Here is a 26,504-nt window from a genome sequence, read left to right on the forward strand (position 1 = left end):
CCGGAGCGTCCATATATGTCCTATAGGATTAGGTGTCTCATAAGAGAAATATATGTCTTATAGGATTCAACTTTCCAAATCAGTTAATGTAAAACAATAACCGTCGCTTTCTCCATTGGAGTTCATATTTACTACAAAACGATTAGCAGCTTTAAAACAAGCTTCAATGTATTCGCCGAAATTATTAACATCTTCAATATCAGAAAAGTCTGCAATCTCATCTAGGTTAGGTTTTAAGCTTCCATCTTTAAGAAGATAGAAGCCTTCGATTCCTATCACAGCAAATCCGGCAGATTTGCTTGCTTGCAGAAAATCACCGCAGTACGCCCTATTCACAATGAACTCAGAACCGCAAAAAACACCTTTATCATTGAATAATGATATCAAGTCAGCTTCAGTCATATTGGTTTCACTCAAATGGAGATTTCCAGTCAGCTTTGTTTCTATTTGAAATTTGAACAATCGTACCGTCATTATTATTACGCACAACGTAATGATCATCCTCGCGGATATACGCTGTAGCTGGGTCATCGCGGCGAGTGCCATCACTATTCCATCGCGTATCTCTTGTCGAAACAGTTTTGTTTGGGTTATCAATTGTACTGTTAACACTGTCCTTATCCCAGCCTCGTTTACCCATCTGATTTTCAATTTTCTTTTCAAATTGAGTCGTTACTTTCTTTCCAACCCCACCTCTACCTTCACCCCCATCCTTCCCCTCAACCCCATTATCTCCATTCCCTTTAGATTTGTCTTCCAAAGATTTTTGGTTTTTCTCAGGGGTCTCATTCTTAGAAGCTGACTCGCTCTTACTTGGCTGCTTAGGACCATCCTCAGGCTTACTAGCTTCGTTGTTTTTGCCGCCAGTTTTAGAGTCGGGCTTTTTAGGCTTCTGTGCTTGTTTTCGAAGTGTCGACAAGGCTTTTTTAGATACTTTATACAGTTTCACCGCATACGGAGCCGCAATAACCGCTACTCTTACAATACCGATGAGCGCGGGTATAAAATACCCTGTCGGATCAGTAAAACTCGTCGGTCTGTTATGCACATAACTATAGCGGTTAAACGCTTGAGTATCATACGGATCTGAGACAACAGGATCGGGCGTGACAAACCGCGCAAGCTCAGGGTCGTACACTCGACCATTCATATGGATCAAACCGACGGGGTCGAGCATTTCATGGCCTGTAAAACCGAGTCGTCCTATTTGGGTAAAGTCGAGTAGATCTTTGTTCTCAAAGTCGTGGTAGACCTGAGAGCGCTTGCCCCAAGGGTCGTAGGTGAATTGACTAAGCAAGACATAGCCGTTGCCTTCGGCGATGCCGATGATTGAGCCGATGTGGTCTTTTAACAAGTAGCGAGTTTGTTCATATACATCGGATTGACCGGCTTTTTTAATCCGCTCCACAAAGCCAAAATCACCGAGGTAAAGACGCTCTGTTAGCTTGCCATTCGCGGACAGTTCGCGCTCAAATTCATGGCCCATGTACCATGTGGTTGTCGCGACTTTACCGTCTTTTTTGTCTGTACGTTTGTAGCGGCTTAGATCAGGACCGTAGGCCACTTCGATGCGGCTGCCACCTTGAATCATGACTTTTGGTTTGTCAAAACTGGTGTAAGTCAGAGTCTTACCGCCACCGCTGATCATGTTGCCACGACCGTCGTAGCATAGGTTTCCTTTGCTTTGAGTCCAAGAGACTGCATGAGGGCCGGGGAGGGCGCTACAGCCACTTTCTTGTTGACCATAACGATAGCTGCCGATACCCGGTTTGTTCAGAATATTGCCGTTGGCGGCATATTGCATGGTGTGGCTGCCGGCCTGATCGGTCCAAGCGCTTAGACGGTGCAGCTTGTCGTAGGTGTAGGTTTCATTTTGTGTTTGTTGATATCCGTGGCTACTGTCCGACCAAGTAGATTGGGTGCGAGTGGTCAAGTTGCCGATATCGTCGTATTGGTACTGTGCGTCCTGTACTTTTGTTGAAGCAAAGCCAAACCAACTGGTTTGAATGTTGTTTACAAGTCCAGAGGCTTTATCAAACTGTTTAACGGTCTTGAGGCTGCCGTCCAATAGGTATTGATCGACATTCCCCCATGCGTCCATCGACAGGGCTTGCCAATGGACATCACTCGTATCTCCGGCTCTGTGGATCTGTTTTAAATAGCCGTAGTCGTTGTATTGGTAGGTGATGCCGTAGTTACCAGGATAGGTAACGGTATCTAGGCGGTTATACAAACCATATTGCCAAGATTGACGGGCGGTTTGACCATCGCCATAGGTGACGGATTTGGAATGCAATCGGCTTAATGCATCGTAATCGTAGGTTTCGGAATAACTGCCTTGGTTAACCGACGATACAAGACCTTTTGCGTTGTTACCTTGGTCGTACTGCCACGACGCGACGCCTTCGCTGGTGGTACGGGTGATCATCCGGCCTAGTTTGTCAAAGGTGAATTGGTTTGTCGCACCCGAAAGCGATTCTTTTGCAACCAGCCCTAATGCATTGACGGTGTAGTTAATAACGCCTTTATCTGGGTCATCCAGTTTGGTTCGATGGCCAGAACGGTTGTAATCAATCTTGATCTCGCTGCCGTCGACGTTGGTTGTTTTAGTGAGTAGACCAAGGCCGTTGTATTGATAGCGTATGGTACTGCCTAATGCGTCATTGACCGCTGTTTTTTGGCCGAGTGCGTTGTGCTCTTCAATGGTAGTGAGCGATTTGCCGTTGAAATGCTCGGTACGAGTCACTCGCGCACCTTCGTATTGGTATTCTGTACTTGCAGTACTTTTTGGCTTGTTGTGAAGTGTTACTTTACCGAGAAGGTCGTATTCATATTCATGAAGGGCTGGTTCGTTTCCTTCTAGGTATGGAACGGATTTCGATTCAGTAAGACCATGGGCGTTATAGCTTTGTTTGGTATAGCGCCATTTACCAGATAAAAGCTTTGTTCGTGTTAGGCGTTCGCGCCCAAATGCGTCATAGAAGGTCTGACTTGTAGGCTGACCTTGGGTTGTCTTGGTGGCGGAGTACGACATGTTGTCGTAGCAACCGCTAGCGCAAAACTGATAAATGAAATCTGTCGTTGTTGCGGGTTCAATTAATTGGCTTAAAAAACCGACGCCATTGTATTTATAATGTGTTTCTTGGCCGTTCGCGTTTTCATATTTATTTAGCTTGCCTAAGCTGCCGTCGTATTCGAAAGACTCTTTGTGACCTAGTGCATTGGTTTGAGTCGCTAGGTAGCCGTTGACGTCGTAAGTGCGTTTTTCAGTACGAGAGGTAAAGTCGAGCCCGGCATTGGCTGTGCCATTTGCTTTCCAGCGTTCTTCGATGGTTTTTGGAAGACCACGGTCAAAGTTACGGTATTCAGTAATAAATTCTTCAGAAGTGTTTGGTTCGTTAATGACTCGTTCGAGTAAGCCTGTGCTGTTGTAGCTCCAATTTGTCGTGTTAACGGTGCGTGCATCCGTATTGCCTGTGATATCTACCGTTGTTTTGAGAGTAGCGGGCTTTATCAACCAACTGCTGGTTATATGGTAACTCCAGTCTCGTTGTTCCGTTTGTACTGAGTCGGTGATATTTGTGCCATTAAAGCCTTTACCCGTCGTTAGCGTTTCTTTTGTAGCAAGGCCATGGGTAAAGTCATAGCTCTCTTCATCTGTTTTTTGAGCGCTTATCTCATTTCCATTCTGATCCCAAAGTGATGTAACTTTTGATGCTGGGTGGTAGGCATATACGCCAGAAGAGGATTTGTTGGTTCCCCAAGTGGTCGTTACTTCCTTGATCTTCTGGCCTTTGCCCTCGCCACAATAATCGAAGCCAGTATAACTAAAGAGCGTTTCAGAACCTTCAATACAGGTGCGTTCAAGTAACGGTGCACCGTAGGTGCGGTTTTGCCAATCTTGGCTGTATTCGATAACCGTTGCGCGTTTATTCGTATGGTCACTAATCTGGCGTTTTTTAAACCCTAAGCTGCCAATGCCTTGTAAGTGAGAAATGAGACCTTCATAACGGTAAGAGAAGGTATTTTCGCCACCAATTCCGTCGGATTGCTTCATTTCAGAGACGAGGTAGCGTGGTGCAATCGCAGGGAGAACAGGAAACGTAGTCTTATTACCGCTTTTCTTATAGACGGTGTTATGCACCATCGATGTGTAATCGAAGTGAGTTTCGTTTCTAAGGCCGTCTGTAATAGACGCCAATTTGTTTAAGTTGATATCAGATTGTGTTTGCCATGTTTTAAATTGAGGGTAGTAGTGATTGACCCATTCTCTGTCTTCACCAGTTCCTTCCCGTACTTTTGAGGATAGCTCTTTGATGCCGACAACGTCTAATGAGCCATTTCCATTGGAATCAACGCCGTAGTATCGGGCGTAGTTGGATAGACTTTTTCCACCTTTGTGCCAGTTAAAATAGCCAACACCGTTATTTATCCAAGTGGTTAAGCAACGATTCTTATCGCATTTATAGATTTCAACCAGATCTTGTGAGCCGTCGCGATTGATATCTGTCGTAAAGTATTGGCGGTCGCTCCAGCCTCCCACTGAGCTAATGTCGAATACGGCAATAAACTTGCCTTTTCCGTCATTCAGCCAGCTTTTTGCTTTTGCTGAGCTTCCGCTTTTGGATATCACGAGGAAATCCGTTAAGCCGTCTCCGTTTAGATCCGCTTGAAGGTATTTGCTGTCTTTTTTGCCGATTCGGGTTGTACCACTATGGGAGAATTTTCCATTGGTGTTTTTATACGTAACGGCTTCGACGTTGTCATCGGCCTTGTCTAAATACACAATATCAAGGATGCCGTCTCCATTAACGTCCATTGGTCGGTCATCACGGCTGTTTTTTCTCCCGACGTATGTCGTGTTTTTAAAGTAGGAAAACGTACCGTTTCTATTGCTTTTCCAGATCGTTGCGGCACGACCGCTGCCTTTGGCGTAAAACTCTATAATATCTTTTAAGCCGTCTCCATTTGCGTCAAAAGTACGATAGTAGCGCCCGCTGGTACTGCCTATTTCGTTATGTGAGCTGACAAGGCTGAATTTACCCGAGCCATTAGAAAGCCATGAGTAGGTTTTTGCTTTTCCAACTTGTCTAATGACAACAATGTCGTCTTTGCCATCGCCATTGGCGTCAAATACTTCATAAGTTGAGGTTCTACCAGAATAGCTTCCTGTAACCCCCTGAGTGCCTTTATATGTAAAGCCGCCTGCTTTTTTACCGTACCAAGAGTAGGTCGTGGCCGTTTGAGAGTTGACATATCGAGAAATTAATAGGATATCTTTGTAGCCATCGCCATTTAAGTCGACATTGGGAAAGTAGCGATACCCTTTGCTGGTCAGCGTTTTACTTTTTATGTTAGCGAAACTTGCACCCTGACCATTGTGATATGCAGCCAGAGCTTCTTTCTCTCCCGATTCATAATTGAACTGCGTGGGTACAAAGCACTCTTTGTCTCGACCACATAACTCAATGCTTGCTAAGAGATCTTCGTTGTCAAAGGAGCCTTTCTCATATCTAAAGTGGTAGGTGCGAAATACCTTTTGAGCGTTGGAAGCGTTATCTGCCCCAAGCATCTTAATACTTTGTAGTCGGTTTTTATTGGTCCAACGAACGCCTGAGCCTGCCATATACCCAACGCTTGTCGCGGCGACTTGCTCGTATTTAAATTGAATGGATTTGTTGGCATAGCGGATCGTTATGGGGACGAAAGTAGACTCTTTTGTATCTGGGAGATAATCAAAGTCGATGGTATTGTTTGCGGCGTCTCGCTTTTGGCTGATTGCCCATTTTACAATCGTTTCTTCTGCAGAAACGCGTGCATGGGCGGTCGCACCGTAAACCCTTTGGTTTCCATTCTTTTCATAGACAACCCAATGTTCCCCCTTAAAGACAACTTTTTCAAAGTTATTAATAAGTGTGCGGTACTCAGAGTTGACGCTGCCATAGGTGCCGGAGACGACTTTTAGCTTTTGTCCATCAAGACAGAATCGATCTTGATCATCTAGGTTAACCGCTCTGATTTTGTCGTCATCTGCCAAATTGGACTGGCATCGAGTGATGGACGAAATGCCTGAAATGGCCCAGCCTTTACCGAGAATGCCTCGTCCACGGTTACTGTTGTACGACAGGGAAAGACTGGGCTTAAGTCCATTAATACCAGCGGCCACCTCCAAAGGGATACGATATCTAGCTGCGCCAGACACATCGACCTCGGCTTTACCGTCTATTGTTCCCGGTATTCTTTGTGCTGTAGAGGAGTAGGTTTTATAACGGCCTAAATGAACCGTATTATCCGTTATAGTGGTTGTGACAGTAGATTGGCTAAACTGCTCTGAATAACTGAACAGTTGGCCATTTGCGATATGAAGATCGATTGTATCGGCACCGAAGCGATTAAAATCAAGCTGCCCAGCCGTGTAAACCGTTGCAGCTGCCGCAGTTGACCATTCGGATTGCACAACAATGAGTCGTCCGTAATCAGAGCCAGGCTGAAGGACAAAGTCATTCTTTGCGTCGCCAGATAAGTCGCCTTCGATCAATTTATAATCTGCGATACTGGTGGTCGACGCTTTCAGCGGAACCTCGTTGGCATTGCGAACGAGTGTAAAGCCACCATCACCATCGTTGAGCAAAACCACACGTTCGTACCCCGTCGAGATGGGGACGATGGTGCTGACAGTACCTGCTTGAGAGATAGCAAACGTGGTGGGGTCAAACAGAATGTCTGACTTGCCATCGTTATTATAATCGATCCATAAAATACGGTAGTTATTATTGCTTGATGAAGTGGTGCGTATCGCTTCAACCCATATTTGGTTGTCTCCTAGGACAACACGCTTTTCTATTTTTTGGATTGGAACGGGCGATAAACCTTGTAAGTTGGAGCCAATAACCAGCTTGCCATCTGTTATTTCAACGGAGGTGGAGAGATAAGAAATTGAATGACTGTTTAGTTCGAAGCTATTGTATCCGTCAATTGTATATTGGTTTTTAAACTCGGATTGAACGAGCCAAAGCTTTCCATTATCGGACTTCGGTTGGAGCACGATGTCGTTGAGCCCATCTTCCGTAAGTTCACCGTAAATCAACTTATAATCAGCGTATTTGTATGATAAACGGTCAATTATGGATTGATCAGCATTGCGCAATAACGAGTAGCCGCCTTGACTGTCATTCACCATGACCATAGGCTCGCGTCCAGTACGATGATTGACCGTTATTGTTTGCGTCGTTGTGACACGAACCGTAGTGGTGGGATCAAATATGAGATCTGCCAGCCCGTCACCATTGTAGTCTGCTTCAAGCAGTCGATACGCGCCTGTTTCCCAAGATTCTGAAGCGTAAGTGCTGATTGAGGAGAGTGAGAGTAAAAAAACAAACAGACTGGAAGCGATACTGCGCAACATCTTCATCCCTGTAGATCGTTAAAATATGGCGGCAATTAACGCAAATAACGTGTGTTTTTTCAACACAATACTGACAAAAAACCGTCAAATGTAAATAGACTCGATATATTGTGTAAGAGAATGTTAGATGTAATAATGCGCCAAACTAGGGAACGAGCCGATCAAATGACTAAAACGGCTCTAATTTTTAAGTAGGAAAAATATGGAATTGAAGATGATAAAATTTTTTACAGTCCTTGTTGCTTTACTGATTTCTTTTAATGCGAGTGCGACAACCCCCAATGTGGGTAACTACAAGTGGTACGGGCCCTTTACGCTTGAAAAAGCAGCTCGCTATTACAATGGCAGTCATAAAGTCACACTTCATTTTAAAGAAACGCCTAACACACCGTGCACCGTTATGAATAACCAAAAGATGGCGAGTTATTGGTCCAGTGGCGAAAGTTTTGTTAACGCTTTATATTCCGCCGCAGCAACAGCACAAGCGCAAAATAGAAAGGTGATGATTGAGATCAACACTGAGTGCCATGCGACATACGGCGGTAAATTATATGGCGTTGAAATCCTGTCTGAATAGCCTTTGTTCTGAAATTAACCTAACTGTTTCTCTGTTAGGTTAATCATCAATCCAACCCGTAAGGCAGCGCTAGAAGCTCGGCTGCCTTACCATCAAGCATTACCAACTCTAGCTCTTCCTGGTCCACATTGAGAATGGCTTGTGCTACATAGCTGCTGTCAAAGGAGGCTACGTCATGCAGTGTGCCGATGACTTTCCCTTCTTGATTGGCTACGTCCATTCCCGTCGTTAATTCAGATTCTGAACTGAGAAGTGCCATGTGCTTTTTGGACTTTCCTCGGTATTTCATGCGGGCGACGATTTCTTGGCCTGTGTAGCAACCTTTGGTGAAACTAATGGAACCGTTGCGTTGCATGTTGAACCATTGCGGTAAGATCTCTTCGCTGTCTTTTAGTTCGATAAACGGGCGCAATGTAAGCAAGGAGATAACTCGGTGTGCTTCTTCGTTGGTCGTCGCTTTGTCTTGTAAATGTTCAGCTGGAACAATTGAAAGCGTTTCACTGAAATAGGTGTTGTTCAATTGGATTGAAAGAACATCTCCTATTTTTTGTGTCGGGTGGAGCAGGGCGTATTCATCCTGAGGCGTCTCGTCGTTATCAAGAGAGCGAGCGTATTCAGAAAAGGCCGCGTAGGTATCTGAAGCATCAGTCAGAGTGGCTTTAAAGAACACGGCGTACTTCTTAAAGTGGGCCAGCGTCTTTTCGACCAATGAGGAGTGCAAGGTTAAAAGGTACTGCTCGTCTGCGACCTGACAAATAAGAAAGTTCGAGATCACTCGACCTTTGGGCGTACAGGTCGCGCCAAAGCTGCTGGCTCCGCTTGTTACCTTGGAGACATCTGCGGTGACTTGCCCTTGAAGAAACTTCTGTGCGTCTTTGCCCTCAACGTGGATAAAGCCCAGTTCTGTCAGTGAGCGAGCAGCGTGAGTGGGTAAAACAGTGTTTAACAGGTCGGCAAGTTGCATGGTGTCTCCGAAGCGCAATGGACATGGTTCTAACTAGATGGGGTAAATGAGGTTGTTTTTCAACAACAGGCAGTAGAAAAAGATTAAGACGATTAAATTGATCAATATCATAGCAGGCGGTTTTCGCGTCGAGGTTCGCCAGCTATAATATGCGCTATCGATAGAGAGAGTATTTGCTATGAGTGAAACTAAAGAGTCCATTGGCTTCAAACGACTTAAATGGCATTGCCGCCGAGGCATGCTTGAGTTGGATTTATTGCTTGAACCCTTCTTGGACGAGGTCTTTCTTACTCTGGACGAAGAAGATCAAAAACGCTTTTATAAACTGATCCAATGCGAAGATCAGGAAATCTTCCCTTGGTTTATGCAAAAAGAAGTGCCGGAAGATCCAGACTTAGCTCGTATCGTGGATATTATTGTGACGCGAGTTCAACCTGAAAACTATCAAGCTTAAGTTTTCCCGCTTTGACGTTGCGATCTGGCTGCTTATACTGATTTGCCTGATCGTGACGCTCGACTCCCTTCTTGTTCCTATTTGGATATCTATTCTTGTTGCAAGCTTGGCAACGGCATTTGCGACGCCATTTTTTATTCTAAAAAGTCGAAGGCGCTCGAGCGTGGTGTTTGGCAATGATGCATTGTTATATAAAAAGGATGCGTTAGACCCAAAAGCTGGTGAGTTAAAGCTCGTTGTCGATCAGGTGGTATGGCTTGGGTTAATTTGTTCTGTCGAACGGCTGCCGTTACGCCTACATACTTCGAATTCAACGCTGAAAGCGCGTTTAGCTTATAAAACAGCGTCCTATATACGGTCACTTAAACCTCAAAAAAAATACGTCTTTTTTAGAGATCAAATGACCTATTCGGAATACAGGTCTTTGTGTTCCTTTTCTGCCGTACAGAAAGTAAACACGCGCTTTAGTTCGGATTGATGAGAGTTGGCTTGCTGTCATCGAGTTTGTTTGGGTAATCTAAGGTGTGGTGCAATCCTCGACTTTCTTTGCGTAACATGGCGGATTGAATGATCAAATCTGCGACGACCGCCAGGTTTCTAAGCTCGAGTAAGTCACTTGATACTTTGTAGTTACTGTAAAATTCATCGATTTCAGACTGAAGCATATCCACTCTGTGTTTTGCACGTAACAGCCGCTTGTCGGTTCTTACGATACCAACATAATCCCACATGAAGCGTCTTAGCTCGGCCCAGTTGTGTGTGATAACAACATCCTCGTCTGAGTTTGTGACTTGACTGTCATCCCAGTCTGGAATGGTGAACGACGCCGTCGCTCTGACATCTTCACTAATGTGCTTCGCAGCAGAGCGTGCATACACGATGCATTCGAGCAGCGAGTTGCTTGCAAGTCGATTAGCACCGTGAAGTCCTGTGTAGGCCGTCTCACCAATAGCGTAGAGATTGCTTATATCGGTTGCACCGTGTTTATCTACGACGACTCCGCCACAGGTATAGTGTGCAGCGGGTACGACGGGAATAGGTTCTTTTGTAATGTCGTAGCCACAGTCGAGACAACGTTTATAAATGGTGGGGAAGTGCGCTTTAATAAACTCTGGATCTTTGTGCGAAATATCCAGATATACATGCTTTTCACCAAGACGTTTCATCTCGTGATCGATGGCTCTTGCGACGATGTCACGAGGGGCAAGTTCACCTCGTTCATCAAATTCGAACATAAAACGGGAGCCGTCGGACAGCAATAGACGACCGCCTTCGCCGCGTACGGCCTCTGAAATTAAGAAGGTTTTGGCTTTGGCGTCGTATAAACACGTTGGGTGGAATTGATTAAATTCCATGTTTCCAACTCGGCATCCTGCACGCCACGCCATTGCAATACCATCGCCTGATGCGGTATCTGGGTTGCTGGTGTAGAGGTACACTTTACTGCTTCCTCCACAGGCGAGTGCGACACGTTTACCGTGAAAAACTTCGATGGTGTCGTTTTCTAAATTGAGTGCGTATAAGCCCACGACTTTGTTGTCAGCGTCTGTAATGGCTGCATCAAGTTTTTGTGTGGTAATGAGATCGATCGCAACACGATCCGCGAAAAACGTAATGTTTGGGTGTTTTTTTGCATTTCGAATTAGCGTTTTGGAGATGGCGAGCCCTGTCGCATCGGCGCTGTGAATGATTCGTCGGTGGCTGTGCCCGCCTTCTTTCGTTAAGTGATAAGTCTCGCTTTCACCGTAACGTGTAAACGGAACGCCTTGGTCTATCAGCCAATCGATGCTTTCTTTTGAGTGTTCAACCGTAAATCTTACCGCTTCTTGGTCGCCTAGTTCTGCGCCCGCGCTAATGGTGTCATTAATATGCGATTCTACCGTATCTTTGTCCGATAGAACGGCCGCAACGCCGCCTTGAGCATAAAGGGTAGAGCCTTCTTTTATGTCACCTTTCGTCAATATCGCGACGGAATGTGTATCAGCAAGTTCCAAAGCTAACGTTAAGCCGGCTGCGCCTGCGCCAATAATGACGATATCAAAGTGGTGGTGTTGACTCATATTTTTATTCTGACTCCAATTAAGGGGATTAATGTTACTATTTATTGCCTTGTAGAGTGAATAGTTACGAGTGCTATTTACACATTACTCTGCGTATTTATCTTGTAATGTGGTATTACGCCGCCATATCGCTACCAAATAGATGACGGGTTGATAGCAGATGAGCGCCAAGCGAGATTCATCTTGTGCGCTAAATCTATAAATTGTGGGAACTTAATAAAACACCACTTGTCCATTGTTGTAAGCTTAGTATGGGCGCAGAAGAAGAGGTTGAGGTACGAGGTGCCTATGCAGGAAGAGACGTCAAATGATAAGGCGTTGGTTAAAAGAGTACAGCAAGGTGATAAAAGAGCATTCGATTTGTTGGTTGCAAAATACCAGCATAAAGTTGCTGCTCTGATTGGACGCTATATACAGGATAAACACGAAGTGTTGGATGTCTCCCAAGATAGCTTTATTAAAGCATATCGGGCGATTGATAGCTTTCGTGGCGAAAGCGCCTTTTATACTTGGCTGTATAGGATCGCTGTAAACACTGCGAAGAATCATCTTGTTGCTCGTTCCCGACGTCCGCCCAGTTCCGATGTTGAATTGGATGACGAAGAAATATTCAGTGACTACGATGGTTTAAAGGACATCAGTACGCCAGACGCCAATCTAAATAGAGATCGTCTGCAGGTTATGATCAACGATGCGATCAAACAACTACCGGAAGAGCTGCGCAGTGCGTTAACCCTTCGAGAGTTTGATGGCCTCAATTATGAAGAAATCGCGCAGATAATGGATTGCCCAATAGGCACTGTGAGATCAAGAATATTTCGTGCGCGAGACGCAGTAGAGAAGAAAATTCGCCCTTTAATTGGGGCAGGAGACTGATTGTATGAAAGATCAATCTAAACCAACCCGTGATCAGAATGCGGACGTGAAAGAAGCAGTATCCGCCTTTATGGATTCAGAATTGTCCGCTGAAGAGCTGGATGCTCTGCTGGCAAAAGATGCGTCACAATGGGCATCGAGCTTTGATCAGCTTCATAGCGTTAATCACGCTATCCACCATGAAAACAGCCCTTTAGTCGTAGATACTCAGTCCTTTTTGGCGGGTATGCATGACAAAATGGCGATGGAAGAAGCGGCGGCTGGACAATCGGATAACGTTGTATCGATGACAACGTCAAGAGTGTCTGAGCGCGTCGAACACAGTACAGGGCGCCGTAAGCCAACCAAACTGTTCGGTGGTGTGATGTTTGGCGGCGCGATTGCAGCCAGTGTGGCGTTCGCTGTCGTATTGGGTGGCAACCTTTTGTTGAACCCAAACGGCGGTTCTGAGCCAAGTGTTGATCAAGTCGCAAATACATTTGAAGCCGATACGCAAATTGCGCCAATTGAAAGCTTAAAAGACGATTCGGCTTTGGCTAACAATGAGCGTTTGCAGGAATATCTAAAACGCCATGCTGAGCAGTCGGCGTTGACTTCTGGCCAAGGTATGATGCCAATGGCACGAGTCGTTAGTTACCCAACTGAAACGTCGGAACAAGAGAAGTAGTCGATGCTCCGTTCGCTGACGAAGTGGTTTATGTTTCTCGGTCTTTTTTTATCGACCGCTCTGTACGCTGATGCTGTTGTTTCTTCTTCAAGCACTGTTTCGTCTTCAAGCACTGTGTCCTCTTCAGACATGGTTCTGTCCTCTTCAGACATGGTTCTGTCCTCAGAGACGGTTGCCAGCGCAGAAGTAACGTCTAATCTTCAGGCTGAATCACAACAAGAGCGCCTTTCGCTAACCCCGATAGGCTGGCTGAAAAAGATGACGTCTGCTTTTTCTGAGTTGAACTACGATGGCACCTTTGTGCATACGGGGCAAAATCGGCTTAACAGTATGCGCATTCGTCATGGTTTGATTGGCGGTGTGGAATATGAAAGTTTAGAAGACCTTGATGGTGCTGATGTTACGCTTATTCGTGTAGATGATAGCCTAATTTGTATTTCGCCAGACGAGGCTGCATTAAACGCCTCCGCGTTTTGGAATCAGCCTTTCAGCCGCTTTAGAAAGCTTGATGAAGAGCGTTTGAAAGTCGGCTATCACATTAAACAAAGTGCTAAAAAAGTTCGTATTGCTGGGCGTTACGCGACGATTATCCAGCTGATTCCAAAAGATGAACACCGATTTGGACATGGCTTTTGGCTGGACAGAGAGACTGGCTTTCTTTTGAAGCATGATATGTATGATCGTAAAGGTCATTTATTGGAAAGAACGCAGTTTGCATCATTAAGCCTTAATCCAGACTTGAAAGTAACAGACTTCACCCCTAATAAGGATTCCTACAAGGTTTCGTTTGAATCTGAGCCTCCTCAAGAGGTTGCAAACAGTTGGAAATTTGACTGGCTTCCTGATGGCTTTGATATGGTGTGGTCGAAAGCCCATTTGATCCGAAATGGCGCTCACATGTTGCTGTTATCAGATGGCATGGCGACGGTTTCTGTCTTTGTTGAGCCGACTCGAAAAGACGTGCCAATGCACATGATGTCGAGAGGCGCTACTTATGCTGGAGAGCGGACGATGATAATACAAGGTAATCGTTATTTACTGACCCTGGTCGGCGAAGTCCCTCCTGTAACAATCGAAACCTTGATGTCAGTATTTATGCCAAAGGCGACACCATGATTGAAGAAAATGGCACAGTGTTAGCGGTTGATGACGGCTTTGCAGAAGTCGAGACGATTCGCACGAGTTCGTGTGAAACGTGTCGAGCACGACATGGTTGTGGACACCATACTATTGCCAAAGTGACGAACAGTAATCGAATGCAAATGAAAGCCATCGCACCAATGCCAGTAAAAGTAGGGCAAAAAGTGGTGGTGGGCATTCCAGAAGATACTCTTTTGCAAGCGTCGATGTGGATGTATGCGATTCCTTTATTGGGGCTGATGCTCGGCGCGACATTACCGTCTCTGTTTACTGCGCAAACGTTTGTATCCATTTTACTGGCGTGTTTTGGTTTCGCTGGTGGCCTGTATTTGGCACGACGTAAGTCCCAACAAGAAACCGATAACCCCAATTTTTACCCCAAAATATTACGTATAGATTCGAGTCAAAAGCGGAGCATAGAGATTGTTCAGAGCTTTTGATCTGACACTTCTTCACCTGGCACTGTAATGAAATTGGTACATCTAAGGAGACCAAATTAATGAACAGATTGCTTAAAACCATGAGCGTGGCTGCTATCAGTTTTACACTGATGTTCTCCATGTTTGCAAATGCAGCGGCAAACTTACCGGATTTTACAGATTTGGTAGAAAAAACGTCGCCTGCGGTCGTTAACATAAGTACGGAGCAAACGCAGTCAAGCGCCACTGGAAGGCAACTCAACCCGGATGCGCAAGAGCTTAATGAGTTCTTTCGTCACTTCTTTGGCCAACAACCTTTTGGTCAGCAACAGTCTCCAAAAAGACAGCAGCAGCGTCAGCGCAGCTCGTTGGGGTCTGGCTTTATTATTTCAAAAGACGGCTATGTTTTGACAAACAACCATGTCATTGACGGCGCCGATGTGATTCATGTTCGTTTAAACGACCGACGTGAATACGAAGCGAAGTTGGTGGGAACCGATGCACGCACCGATCTCGCGTTGCTTAAGATTGAGGCAGACGATCTTCCTACCGTAAAAATGGCTGATTCAGATGACTTGAAAGCGGGTCAATGGGTGGTTGCTATCGGTTCACCGTTTGGTTTTGATTATACAGTGACAGCAGGTATCGTCAGTGCATTAGGTCGTAATCTGCCAAGTGATAACTACGTTCCATTTATTCAAACGGACGTGGCGATCAACCCTGGTAACTCAGGCGGTCCTTTGTTCAACCTTGATGGTGAAGTGGTCGGCATAAACTCACAGATCTATACACGTTCTGGCGGTTTTATGGGCGTGTCGTTTGCGATCCCTTCTAAAGTCGCAATGTCTGTCGTTGATCAATTGAAAGCGGACGGTAAAGTATCACGTGCTTGGTTGGGCGTGATTATTCAGGATGTGAACAATGATCTGGCCGAATCCTTTGGTTTGGACCGCCCTCACGGTGCGTTAGTGAGTCGTGTCATGCCGGGGTCACCTGCTGAAAAAGCGGGTTTACAGCCTGGTGACATTATTATGTCTTTCGAGGGTAAAACTATCGAGCATTCATCTGAGTTGCCTTACATTGTTGGCCGTATGAAAGCGGATAGTGAGGTTACTGCTAAGGTCTTCCGCGATGGCGACGAGAAAACCATCGACTTTACGTTAGATAAACGTCCAGATGATTCAAAGTTGGCTAGCCAAGATCAACAGCAGCAAAATCGTTTAGGAATGATTGTCGGCGAAGTACCTGAGAAGCTAGCGTCTCGTCTTACGATTCAGGGTGGCGTTGTGGTTGAGCAGGTGTTAGGTGGTACTGCCGCACGCAATGGTTTACAACAAGGCGATGTCATTACGATGTTAAACGGTAAGCGCATCAACGGCGTTGATGACTTCTCGGATATCGCAAAAGGCATTCCAAGCAACCGCTCAGTGCCGATGCGCGTTATTCGTGATGGTTACCCGATGTTTATTCCTTTTAAAATTGTGGAATAACGATTCGTTATCTTTAGGTAAATAACGTAAAAAAGCCCAAACGTTGCAAAACGTTTGGGCTTTTTTGTTTATGTACTATATCGCTGTGCCTTTGATTAGATCACTGCATTACAGTGTTTTGGCAAAAATCTTCGAGTTTCGTTGGTAGTTATAAAGCGCTTGCTTTTGAGTGGGTAAATCGTCGATACGTGTCTCTTTAAAACCGTGTTCGATAAACCAATGCGCAGTACGGGTGGTCAACAAAAACAGTGTTTTTAACCCTAGCTTTTTCGCTTCGCTTTCAATGCCTTTTAATAAAAGCTCTCCACGGTTTGAGCCCCTGTAATTAGGCGATACCGCAAGACAGGCAAGTTCGCCTGATAATTCCTCTTCAAACGGATATAAGGCCGCGCAGGCGACAATGGCTCCGTCGCGTTCGATAACAATGAAGCGGTTTATTTCGTTTTCTAAAAGCTCTCGAGAGCGCCTTACTAATGCGCCTTTTTCTTCCAACGGTGCAAGCAGTGCCATCATGCCACCAACGTCGTCGATGTTCGCAGATCGCAACTGCTCATAGCTGTCTTCGTCTATCATGGTGCCTGCGCCTTCACGGGTGAAGAGCTCTCTTAAAAGGCCGCCATTGTGATTGAAGGAAATCAAGTGAGCACGAGGAACATTTGCTCGAATGCTTTTTACGCACGCTTCAAGTGCCGTGTGGGCCGTTGAGCTTAGGTTGCGGCTGTGTAGTATGGTTTCTGCATCGCGTGCGAGTAATTCGGACACCATTGTACCATCCGTGTTGAAGACGCCGTCTTCTTCTGAGTAGATAATTAGCTTGTCGGCTTTTAGTTGAATCGCGGCCTGCGTCGCCACGTCTTCCGCTTTTAAGTTAAATACCTCTCCGGTAGGAGAGAAGCCCAAGTGTGGCAATAGAACCATATTGTCATCTTTTAGAAGGCGAAATATCGCTTCTGAGTCGATGCGGCGCACCTCACCGGAAAAGCCGTAATCAATGCCATCTACCACACCCAGTGGTCGAGCGATCACAAAGTTGCCACTGCATACTTTTAAGCGAGCATTTGCCATTGGGGTATTGGCAAGCCCCATCGATAATTGTGCTTCTAGCTGAACACGCACAGCCGCAGACGCTTGTATGATATCCAAAAGCTGATCGTGAGGCGTGACGCGATAACCGCCTTCAAACTGACGGTTTAATTGTCGGCTGTTAAGTACCCTGTCTATTTGCGGGCGTGCCCCTTGTACAAGCACGAGTCGAATGCCAAGAGAGTCCAGCAGGGCAAGGTCATGAATAATGCCTGAAAACATCGGGCTCTCAAGTGCTTCTCCTGGAATCAAGATGACAAAGGTTTTACCCCGGTGGGCATTGATATAGGGAGAGGAATGGCGAAACCATTCAACATAATTTAACTCGTCAGACACGATGAAATTCTATTCCTAGTTGTTAATAAAGTGTTCCGTAGGTCTATCATGAGACCTTTGCACGATGACTACGCTCTCCAATACAGTGTTAAAAAGAGACTCAAAATGCTCATTTATAATGCATAAACTCCGCTTCTTCGTCTATTTTTGCCTCGTCTTGGCTTTGCTCGTGACTTCGTGCAAAGGTCTCATCATATCTCTTAATGCAAAAAAATATGACCCTTTTAATAGAGCTGTTTCTACTGGCGCTGAGTACAAAAGCGCTCTACTAGCCCTTTTATGACTTTTTGCATTGGATCTAGTTGATCGAGCGCTAAGAACTCATTGGGTTGGTGCGCTTGATCAATGGACCCTGGGCCTAGCACAAGTGTTTCCATACCAAGTGTATTTAAGAAAGGCCCTTCTGTCGCAAAAGCGACGGTTTCCGCATCATTATTGGTCAGCTCTTCACATGCTTTAATAATATCGGACTCTTTCGGAGTAGAAAACGAAGGAACGTCAGGAAATAGGCTTGAAAGCTCGATTTCCGTATTCGTTCTTTCTGCAATGGTCGGTAGACGTTGTTTTACCGCGTTAAATAAGGCGTCATTGCTCATACCGGGGAGCGCACGCATATCGAATTCTATTTCGCATTTACCACAAATCCGGTTTGGATTATCGCCGCCGTGGATACAGCCAAGATTCAACGTAGGATAGTCGATAACGAAGCTCGCATCTCGATAGGTCTGTTTGAGTTCATTTCGAAACGACATCAACTCAGTCATGACTTCGTGCATGGCATCCATCGCGCTGCGACCAAGATTGGGGTTGGATGAGTGTCCTGCTTGCCCAGTTACACGAATTTTATCCATCATAATGCCTTTATGGGCATGAATAGGGGTGAGTGACGTTGGCTCACCAATAAGCGCGTAACGAGCGTTCCATTTCGCTTGCTGAGACAGAGCACGAGCCCCAGCCATTGAGCTTTCTTCGTCGGCGGTCGCTAAAATAATAAGTGGTTCGGCTAAGTTGCTTAAATCCATGTCTCTTAATGTATCGATGACAATGGCGAAAAAGCCTTTCATATCACAGGCTCCCAAACCGTATAACTTTTGATCGCGTTCCGTGAGCTTAAAAGGGTCGGATTCCCATCGACCTTCGTCATAAGGCACGGTATCAGTGTGGCCTGATAACACGAGACCACCGTTTCCTTTTCCTATGGTAGCGATCAAATTAAACTTCTCTGGCTGATTCGGCAAAGGTAAAACTTTGCATTCGAAGCCCATTGATGACAACCAACTTTCTAAAAGTTGAATGACCCCTTTATTTGACTGATCCCAACTTGCTTGACTACAACTGATAGAAGGCGAGCCAATTAACTGTGACATCATTTGAACAAGTGATGGAACCTTTGTCATGAATTTCTCCTGAAAGTCGCTATTCAAACTATAAGCAGTGACCGATTAATTTGTTACACTTGCGCCTTGGTTTCTTTGGCGCTTGTTAGGCAGCAACGAGTGCTTCTAGTGATAAGTGTTAAAGAAGCAACTGAGTAAAAGATATCAATACCGTTTTGAGTTAGAGAGGTTGAAACATATATGGCCACTGAGCTTGAGCTAAAACTAATGGTTCAACCTGAGCACCAAACGAAAGTATGCACGTATTTAGATGAGTTTTGCAGTGACAGCACTGAAAATCAACACATTCGTAAGCCTACTTTGTCATTAATGAACGCTTATTATGATACGCCTGATGCGACGTTGCTCAATGCGGGTATCGCGTTGCGTATTCGAGCCGTAAATGGTCGCTACATACAGACGGTTAAAACCCGTGGAAGCAGTCGCATAGGAATGCATGAACGGGGAGAGTGGGAGTGGGATGTTCCAAGTGATGCGTTAGATTTCTCGCTTTTACAAGAAGTCCCGTTGCCTGAAGTGCTTCAAGACCTTTCCTGGTCGAAAGACATAGTTGCCGTTTTTCGAACGGACTTTGATCGAAAAGTGTGGGACATCGAGCACAAAGATACCTCTATTGAGGTTGTGTGTGACCGTGGCGAGGTGACATCGCCATATGGTCGAGATGAGATCAGTGAAGTTGAGCTGGAGCTGAAATCGGGCAATGCCGAAGATCTTTATGGATTCGGGTTGGTGCTGTGCGATAGCTTACCATTGCAGGTTAATTTGGTCTCTAAGGCGCAAAAGGGCGCGCGTTTAAAGAGCCGGAAGATCGAGTTTCCCGACACGCCTGAGTCTAGCAGCTCAAACATTGAGTTCGCTGCTTATTGGTATGAAACCTGGATTACGTATTGGGAAGCGATGTTCTATCTGCAAGATGAAATATTAATTCAGCCAGTTCGAAATTCGATGCTTCAGTTAAAGAAATGTTTGCCTGATGAACTGCATCAAACCATGAGCGAGCTTGATGAATTGCTGAATGATACGACGCAAACCGCGGAAGGCTCAGTGCTTGACGAATTGGCGGCAATAGAAAATACTGGCAAGGTCATGCTTACTATCGGTTTGTGGTTGAATCAGCAAGTCTGATGCGAAACGAATAACAATATAATACGAGATCGTTTCACTACGTCGTGCAGCGATCTCAATACGAATAATAAAAAGGATCGTCGTTTGTCTTTATCCCACCTTTCCTCTGCTTTAGATGTTGTACCCGATACCCTTAAATCGCTTAAATACGAGCAAATATTGGATGCGCAAAAGCGCAGTCAGGTGTTGTTTTCATCCGATGACGAGCGACTTCGTTATGAGCGACTCTGGCTGTTAAGTGATTATTTACATATTCATTGGGAAAGAAATATCAAGTGGATGCAGCTTGATACGAATTTAGACGAACTTAAGCCGGATTTGTCTCATTTCTATGTTGGGCATTTAGGCTGGAGCGCTGGTGAAAGACAGACGGCATTGCCGGATTGGGATGAACCCACGCTAATGCGTCAATTGCGTTTGTATCGTCATTGGTGGATGACGCAACTGATCAGTGCGGACATGGAGCAACGAATTTCACTTGAAAGGCTGACGTACATTCTTAGCCGACTGGCGGACGTTACGGTGAACGCCAGCCTAAGTTGGAGTGAAAGAAACTATAAAGATCTCTATGGTGAGGCGCTGGATGCTAACGGCGAAAAACAATCGCTTGTGGTTATTGGTATGGGAAAACTAGGAGGACAAGAACTTAACTTGTCTTCTGATATTGATTTGATTTTTGCTTTTCGAGAGCATGGCGAGACTCAACAGGGTCGAAAAAGCATCAGTTATCAAGAGTATTTTACTAAGATTGGGCAAAAGCTGATTCAGCACCTCGATCAGGTTACAGCGGACGGTTTTGTGTTCCGCGTGGATATGCGTTTACGTCCCTTTGGACAATCTGGCGCATTGGTTTTGAACATGGACTCGCTAGAGAACTATTATCAAGATCAAGGCCGAGATTGGGAACGCTACGCAATGATAAAAGCGCGCGTTATGGCTGGTTCAGAGCAAGACATAACGGAGTTTGAAGCGATTCGTAAACCGTTTGTTTATCGTAAATACTTAGATTTTGGTGCGATTGGTGCGCTACGTGACCTAAAAGGCATGATAGCAAAAGAAGTCCGTCGTAAGGGCATTGAGCATAATATCAAGCTCGGAGAAGGCGGTATTCGCGAAATCGAGTTTGTTGTGCAAGCTTTGCAGATTTTACATGGTGGTCGCGATACTCGCTTACAGACGCCTTCTATTTATAAGGTTCTGCCATACCTCAAAGAAGCCGACTACTTGCCTGCTGATGAAGTCAACGAATTGCTAGAAGCGTATCGCTACTTACGTCGTGTCGAGCACGCTTTGCAATCAGTCAAAGATGAGCAAACCCAACTTTTACCGGACGATGACTTCGAAAGACAGCGTTTAGCGGTGCGTGTAGGGGAGGCGAATTGGGATGAGCTGGAAGCGACACTTTGGTGTCATCGAAAGAATGTTCATAGATACTTTGTTGAATTAATCGATGACCCTGAAGAAGAGGCGGAAAGTGATTCGTCAGAGACGTGGCGATTGCTGCTAAAGAGACCAGATCAACAGCATCTATTTGACCTTGTGCTTGACGAAGTTCAGTGGAATGACCTTTCAAACGTTGAATCGAAAATTCGACCCTTTCTCTCTTCTAAGACAGTGGCCTATATGCAACCGATAGGGCAGGAGCGTCTTGCGCAGTTTATGGGGATGTTTTTTCCGTTGTTAGCTGAAGATAAACAGGGAAAGGGCCACAATCCAGACATCGTTCTAGAACGAGTCATACCGATTCTTGAGGCCATTGCACGACGTACCGCTTACCTCGTTTTATTATGTGAAAATAAAACGGCGATTAAGCACCTTATTCGATTGTGTCGTGAGAGTGCTTGGTTTTCAGAGTCTATTTCTACTACGCCTGCACTATTGGATGAGCTACTTGATGCAACGACTCTATTCTTACCACCAAATAAAGCAGAACTAGAAGAAGAGCTTTCTCAAATTTTGCTTCGTTTACCCGAAGACGACGAAGAAGCGCAGATGGACGCTCTTCGTAGATTCCGTCGCTCTATAATCCTTCGTATCGCCGCGTGCGACATTACTGGGGTCCTACCCGTAATGAAGGTGAGTGATCACCTAACATGGCTTGCTGAAGTGATTCTAGACGTTGTGTTAAGGCAGTCTTGGCATCATTTGGTTCACAAACACGGCTACCCAACTAAGCAGGGAGAAGCGGTTTCCGAGCCAGAAATGATTGTCGTGGGTTACGGGAAATCTGGTGGCTTGGAATTGGGTTATGACTCAGACCTTGATCTCGTGTTTATTCACAACAGTGATATCAATGGCTCGACCAATGGCCAGCGCAGTGTGGATAATTTGACCTTTTATACTCGTTTTGGTCAACGAATCATCCACATGCTGACAAGTTTTACCTCTGCTGGGCGATTGTATGAGGTTGATATGCGCCTACGACCATCTGGAAATTCTGGTCTGCTTGTGAGCAGTTTAGACGCTTTCACCGACTATCAGGAAAAAGAAGCGTGGGTTTGGGAACATCAGGCGTTAACCAGAGCCCGCGTATTGGCTGGTCCGCATAACCTTGCGATGGCGTTTGAGAAGGCGCGACATACTACGCTCAGTAAAGAGAGAGACCAAAGCGAGCTCAAACAAGAAGTCATCAAAATGCGCGAAAAAATGCGCGCCCATCTCGATAAAGGCAGTGGCGCATCGGGCTTTGATCTAAAACAAGGGCAAGGTGGCATCATAGACATCGAATTTATGGTGCAGTATCTAGTATTGGCTTGGTCGTATAAGCATCCAGAGCTCATGACCTACTCAGACAATGTTCGACAGATTGATGTTGCAAATAAACTTGGACTGCTTGAAGACGAAGTCGCCCAAAAAATGACAGAGACCTACACGCTCTATCGTTCACTTACTCATAGGCAAAGCCTTCAGAAGCAGGGTAGAGTGGTGCAACTCGAAGAGCTGGAAGAGAGTCAGGGTGTGATCAGGAAAATTTGGGATCGCGAATTAACTTAGTCTAGAAACCTATGTTTGTGACGAGTGCTAGCCAAAAATGGTGCAAAGCGAGCGAGAAGTTGAGATATGCTTCCTTCGTGAATCTCACTTATATAAGATGCTTTTAATAAAAGGATAACTATAAATTATGGAACCAATATATGACCGCAAAAGACAGAGAGCAGATATTAATTCAAGCCTTAAAGATCAAGAATTAGGGCTGCGAATCTTTTGGATTAATGGTCCCACCGATTCAGGAAAAACGACTCTCTTGCGGTATGTTACAAGAACTTATAAAGATCAGGTTATATGTTCAGGAAAAAGGTTTAGTTGTTCGGAAGACGATAAAAAAAATGAAAATAACTTTATTATAAATTTTATAAAAGAATTATATTTAGTAGCTCCAAAAGATATTGAAAAAAAAATTCATGCTGGATATAAGAGCTTTTCACGTCCTCCTCTATGGCGAGTTGCATATGGAATTTCTAAGATGTTGCCATATCAAAAAGTTCTAAATTCGATTTTTGATTCTTCAATAAAAGATGCTAACGATCTCGAAAAAGAAATAAGGTCTACTATAAAACCAGCTATCATACAAAAAAAATATGAAAAAATTGTCCTTGAGTACTTAAGAAAAGAATCCTGTAAAAAAAGCTTCTCTATATTGATTATTGACGACATAACGTGGATGGATAATAGTTCAATGGAGTTGTTTCTATCTATAATAAAAAAGGCTCTACGAGAAAATATAAAACTCTACGTTTTCGTATCATATAATCAGGATGCTAGAAAAAATAATAAGAATGTAAAGGAAAGTTTTGATAATGAGCTTGAAGAATACATACAGAACATTGATTTGGAGCATTTAAATTTAGAGGAGCTTAGTGATGTTTTTAGAGAGGCTGATATAGATGTTTCATCAAAAATACTTAAAACTATATACGAAAAAACAGGCGGAGTTTTTGGAGAGTTAGATTTTTACTTAAGAAAAAAAAAGGAGGAGATAGAGATGTTGTTGCCTTTGGAAAATTGTTTTTCCGAGGAAGACATAAGCCATGATTCCTTTAGAAGTGAATTTTTAAAAAATGAAAGTATTAAACACTTTTTCCTTCTTTTAAAGCAATTTAAAAGTGGATGCAATGAAAAGATCCTTAAGGAATCTGTAGAAAAAATATCAGTAGAAGCTGGTTTTGAATTTAATAAATATCACTATGATGAAAATATAGGTAAATTAAAAGAAGTTGGTCATTTGTTTGTAGAGGATGGGATTATTAAGTGTTCCTCAAAGAAGCTAGAGATTGTAGAGCGTCACTTTAAAAATGAGGGACTTTATTCTTCTTCATTAAAAATTATATCTAAAGTACTCATTGAAATTAGTTTGAATGATGCTAATGTAAATAACAATTATTTAAATATAGCATTTTCTGTGTTGAAAAAAAATGATCCGGAATCCGTCTTAAAAAAGTATTCTGATTTGTATCATTTAAGAAGTATGCAATATGACCGAAGAGAGATTATGATCTCAGTTGCCGAGTCTGCAATTGAGTCAAAAAAAATAACAGTACACTTAAATATTTTAGCTGATATTACAATTAAACTAGCTAGAATTAATGAATTTAAAATAGCTTCAGAGTTAGGGATTAAAATTTTCACTGAAGTGCGAGACTATCAATACAGCTTTGACTTTCTATATGAATTAATTAAATCCACTCGAGAAAATGGCAGCTTGGTTGGCATTAGACCTCTAAAGGAAGTATATAAACGCGGTTTATTGATAAGTAGCAATATGAAAGAAAGAGTTAGATTAAAAACTCTTTTTTGCTCAGCTTTAGAACATCTTTGTGAATATGATATGATAAAAGGTTTGTATAATGAAATTGATCGCGAAATTTCATCTCTAGATCTTTGTGATGAAGATGATGCTTACATATATGCTACTGCAATAAGGTCAAAGGGCTTATCTAAATTTCACTCTGATTTAGATATTGAATATAAGAAAGCTTATGATTTGACAAAATTATTTCGACATGAAAACAGAGAAAAAATTCTATTAAAAGCTGCGCTAGCAAATCATTGTGGACTAGCGAATTACTATAATGGAAATCAAGATAGGGCGAAAGAGTATTTTCTAGAATCATTTAATTTACTTAATAAGGTATCAATTTATACTGAAACACCTTTGAATAATATTGCCTGTTCTCTTATATTGATGAATAAAAATAACGAGGCATATGATTACTTAAATAGAGCCAGCGATGTTATTTGTAAACCTACCTACCAGACCTATTCAATCGAAATAAACAAGAGCATTAATTTGTGGAAACTTGGTGAAGAAGATTTAGCTATTGATAAAATAAAGCGAATTATTGATGATAAAAAAGTGCCTGACCCAATGATATTAGCTACTGCCAATGTAAACTATGGTTACTTTTTATACCGTAAAGAAAGATACATGGAAGCTGTTTATAAATTCAATAATGCTAAAAACTTTCAATACCGATTTCTTCATGAAGAATATACTAATATTGAGACAGATTTAAAAAACTACTGTCTTATAAAGGAAGGTCTAGCTGATGAAAAAGACTTGGGGGATATGTCAATATTAATTGATGATAGACTTAAAGACTCCACAACTCTCCCACAAAAAAAGATATTTAGACTTGATACAAACTCACTTTACGTTGATTAATTTTTTGAAAATTATTGATTTTAGAACAGAGCTGTTTCTCGATTGCATATAAAAATTGTTTTTAAGGTTCATTTTTACATCAAGATCAAGCAGTTTTATGACTGGTTTGGCGTGAATGATGTGACATGACTCTCTTATATTTTTATATGTTTTATAATTTAAGGAGAAGTAGCTTTCTTCTGATTCATAATCCGATTGATTCTCATCAAAAAAAATTACATTATATTTTTTTAAGACTTCTTCATCTTCACTTAAACCTTTAACACTACTTGTATTTGGGTCAATATAGTCGATTGAATTGTCCCATTTATTTAAGCCTTCAATAAGTGACATCACACTTCTTTTAGGTAGTTTCGCAACAACTAATACCCTTAAATCATGTAGTCTTCCTAAGTTTTGATGAATATCAGCTAAGTAGTTTAGTGCTGTTGTCGGGTGAGATATCTGAGCATGACCAGCAGAAATAATCGGCACGCTTGCACCGGAAGTTAACTTCTCGAAATGATCTAAGTTGTCACTACGAATAACCAGAGTATCGCAATATTGACTAATGTAACCCGCAATGTCTTCCAGAGGCTCCATGTTAGTTTTATCAATAATGCACCTTTCTACTTCTTCAAAGCATAAATGCGACCCTCCTAAACGAAGGAATGACGATATAAAGCTTGCTCTAGTACGAAGACTTTTCGACAGGAAAAGTGTTGCCATAAGTTTAGATCTAAGAAGCGTAGCATTATCACAATAGTATTGAGCTATAGATGAATCACTGTGGCAAATGTCATTCAGTTCATATATGAGTGAATAAATTTCTGACTTAGTTAAGCTTTCGACAGAAATAAAATGTTCCAT

18 protein-coding genes are annotated in these 26,504 nt (G+C 43.5%); 11 read left to right on the top strand and 7 right to left on the bottom strand.

What is annotated here, in order from left to right; genetic code table 11:
• Window positions 1-66: 66 nt before the first annotated feature.
• A complete protein-coding gene (locus MARME_RS04375) occupies window positions 67-402 on the bottom strand; it encodes a hypothetical protein (RefSeq protein ID WP_013660044.1) in 336 nt (111 codons plus the stop codon).
• Window positions 403-409: 7 nt separating this feature from the next.
• Window positions 410-7,405, bottom strand: coding sequence for a colicin E5-related ribonuclease (locus MARME_RS04380; protein ID WP_013660045.1), 6,996 nt, complete (start codon window positions 7,403-7,405; stop codon window positions 410-412).
• A gap of 214 nt (window positions 7,406-7,619) precedes the next feature.
• Here MARME_RS04380 and MARME_RS04385 point away from each other — a divergent pair, with 214 nt between their 5' ends.
• Window positions 7,620-7,982 carry a hypothetical protein gene (locus MARME_RS04385; RefSeq protein ID WP_148230998.1) on the top strand — a complete coding sequence of 121 codons (363 nt, stop codon included), beginning with the start codon at window positions 7,620-7,622 and terminating at the stop codon, window positions 7,980-7,982.
• Between the two features lie 46 nt (window positions 7,983-8,028).
• Here MARME_RS04385 and ygfZ read toward each other — a convergent pair whose 3' ends face one another.
• Window positions 8,029-8,946 (bottom strand): CAF17-like 4Fe-4S cluster assembly/insertion protein YgfZ, encoded by a 918-nt coding sequence (gene ygfZ / locus MARME_RS04390; RefSeq protein ID WP_013660047.1) that lies wholly within the window; start codon window positions 8,944-8,946, stop codon window positions 8,029-8,031.
• A 178-nt stretch (window positions 8,947-9,124) separates the two neighbouring features.
• Between ygfZ and MARME_RS04395 the strand changes: the two genes are divergently transcribed.
• A complete protein-coding gene (locus MARME_RS04395; RefSeq protein ID WP_013660048.1) occupies window positions 9,125-9,400 on the top strand; it encodes an FAD assembly factor SdhE in 276 nt (91 codons plus the stop codon).
• A 163-nt stretch (window positions 9,401-9,563) separates the two neighbouring features.
• A complete protein-coding gene (locus tag MARME_RS04400) occupies window positions 9,564-9,878 on the top strand; it encodes a hypothetical protein (RefSeq protein ID WP_013660049.1) in 315 nt (104 codons plus the stop codon).
• Here MARME_RS04400 and nadB read toward each other — a convergent pair.
• Window positions 9,865-11,460, bottom strand: coding sequence for an L-aspartate oxidase (nadB, locus tag MARME_RS04405; RefSeq protein WP_013660050.1), 1,596 nt, complete (start codon window positions 11,458-11,460; stop codon window positions 9,865-9,867). The two genes, MARME_RS04400 and nadB, sit on opposite strands and share 14 nt — an antisense overlap.
• Window positions 11,461-11,748: 288 nt before the next feature.
• Here nadB and rpoE point away from each other — a divergent pair, with 288 nt between their 5' ends.
• Genes rpoE through MARME_RS04430 form a run of 5 tightly spaced genes read left to right on the top strand, consistent with a single transcriptional unit; the run spans window position 11,749 to window position 16,052 of the window.
• The gene (gene rpoE / locus MARME_RS04410; RefSeq protein WP_013660051.1) at window positions 11,749-12,336 is read left to right on the top strand and encodes an RNA polymerase sigma factor RpoE; all 588 of its coding nucleotides are present in this window, start codon (window positions 11,749-11,751) and stop codon (window positions 12,334-12,336) included.
• A gap of 4 nt (window positions 12,337-12,340) precedes the next feature.
• Complete coding sequence (locus tag MARME_RS21330) at window positions 12,341-13,003, top strand: hypothetical protein (protein WP_013660052.1); 663 nt, start codon at window positions 12,341-12,343, stop codon at window positions 13,001-13,003.
• Window positions 13,004-13,033: 30 nt separating this feature from the next.
• Window positions 13,034-14,119: a MucB/RseB C-terminal domain-containing protein gene (locus MARME_RS04420; RefSeq protein ID WP_190273421.1), complete on the top strand. Its 1,086-nt coding sequence runs from the start codon at window positions 13,034-13,036 to the stop codon at window positions 14,117-14,119.
• On the top strand, window positions 14,116-14,583 hold the full coding sequence (locus tag MARME_RS04425; RefSeq protein WP_013660054.1) for a SoxR reducing system RseC family protein: 468 nt from the start codon (window positions 14,116-14,118) through the stop codon (window positions 14,581-14,583). Before MARME_RS04420 ends, MARME_RS04425 begins: the two co-directional genes overlap by 4 nt.
• A 59-nt stretch (window positions 14,584-14,642) precedes the next feature.
• On the top strand, window positions 14,643-16,052 hold the full coding sequence (locus MARME_RS04430) for a DegQ family serine endoprotease (protein ID WP_013660055.1): 1,410 nt from the start codon (window positions 14,643-14,645) through the stop codon (window positions 16,050-16,052).
• Window positions 16,053-16,160: 108 nt separating this feature from the next.
• Here MARME_RS04430 and argA read toward each other — a convergent pair whose 3' ends face one another.
• Window positions 16,161-17,471 carry an amino-acid N-acetyltransferase gene (gene argA / locus MARME_RS04435; protein WP_013660056.1) on the bottom strand — a complete coding sequence of 437 codons (1,311 nt, stop codon included), beginning with the start codon at window positions 17,469-17,471 and terminating at the stop codon, window positions 16,161-16,163.
• A 239-nt stretch (window positions 17,472-17,710) separates the two neighbouring features.
• The gene (argE, locus tag MARME_RS04440; RefSeq protein ID WP_013660057.1) at window positions 17,711-18,868 is read right to left on the bottom strand and encodes an acetylornithine deacetylase; all 1,158 of its coding nucleotides are present in this window, start codon (window positions 18,866-18,868) and stop codon (window positions 17,711-17,713) included.
• A gap of 180 nt (window positions 18,869-19,048) precedes the next feature.
• Between argE and MARME_RS04445 the strand changes: the two genes are divergently transcribed.
• From MARME_RS04445 to MARME_RS04455, 3 genes are all read left to right on the top strand, one after another.
• Entirely contained in the window at window positions 19,049-19,993 is a 945-nt protein-coding gene (locus MARME_RS04445) for a CYTH domain-containing protein (protein ID WP_013660058.1), read from the top strand.
• 84 nt (window positions 19,994-20,077) lie between these two features.
• Window positions 20,078-22,987, top strand: coding sequence for a bifunctional [glutamate--ammonia ligase]-adenylyl-L-tyrosine phosphorylase/[glutamate--ammonia-ligase] adenylyltransferase (glnE, locus tag MARME_RS04450; RefSeq protein WP_013660059.1), 2,910 nt, complete (start codon window positions 20,078-20,080; stop codon window positions 22,985-22,987).
• A gap of 127 nt (window positions 22,988-23,114) precedes the next feature.
• Window positions 23,115-25,655: a hypothetical protein gene (locus tag MARME_RS04455; protein ID WP_013660060.1), complete on the top strand. Its 2,541-nt coding sequence runs from the start codon at window positions 23,115-23,117 to the stop codon at window positions 25,653-25,655.
• Here the strand turns inward: MARME_RS04455 and MARME_RS04460 are convergent.
• Window positions 25,638-26,504 carry an aspartate/ornithine carbamoyltransferase gene (locus tag MARME_RS04460; RefSeq protein ID WP_013660061.1) on the bottom strand — a complete coding sequence of 289 codons (867 nt, stop codon included), beginning with the start codon at window positions 26,502-26,504 and terminating at the stop codon, window positions 25,638-25,640. The two genes, MARME_RS04455 and MARME_RS04460, sit on opposite strands and share 18 nt — an antisense overlap.

It is taken from the genome of Marinomonas mediterranea MMB-1 (assembly GCF_000192865.1).
Lineage (GTDB): Bacteria > Pseudomonadota > Gammaproteobacteria > Pseudomonadales > Marinomonadaceae > Marinomonas > Marinomonas mediterranea.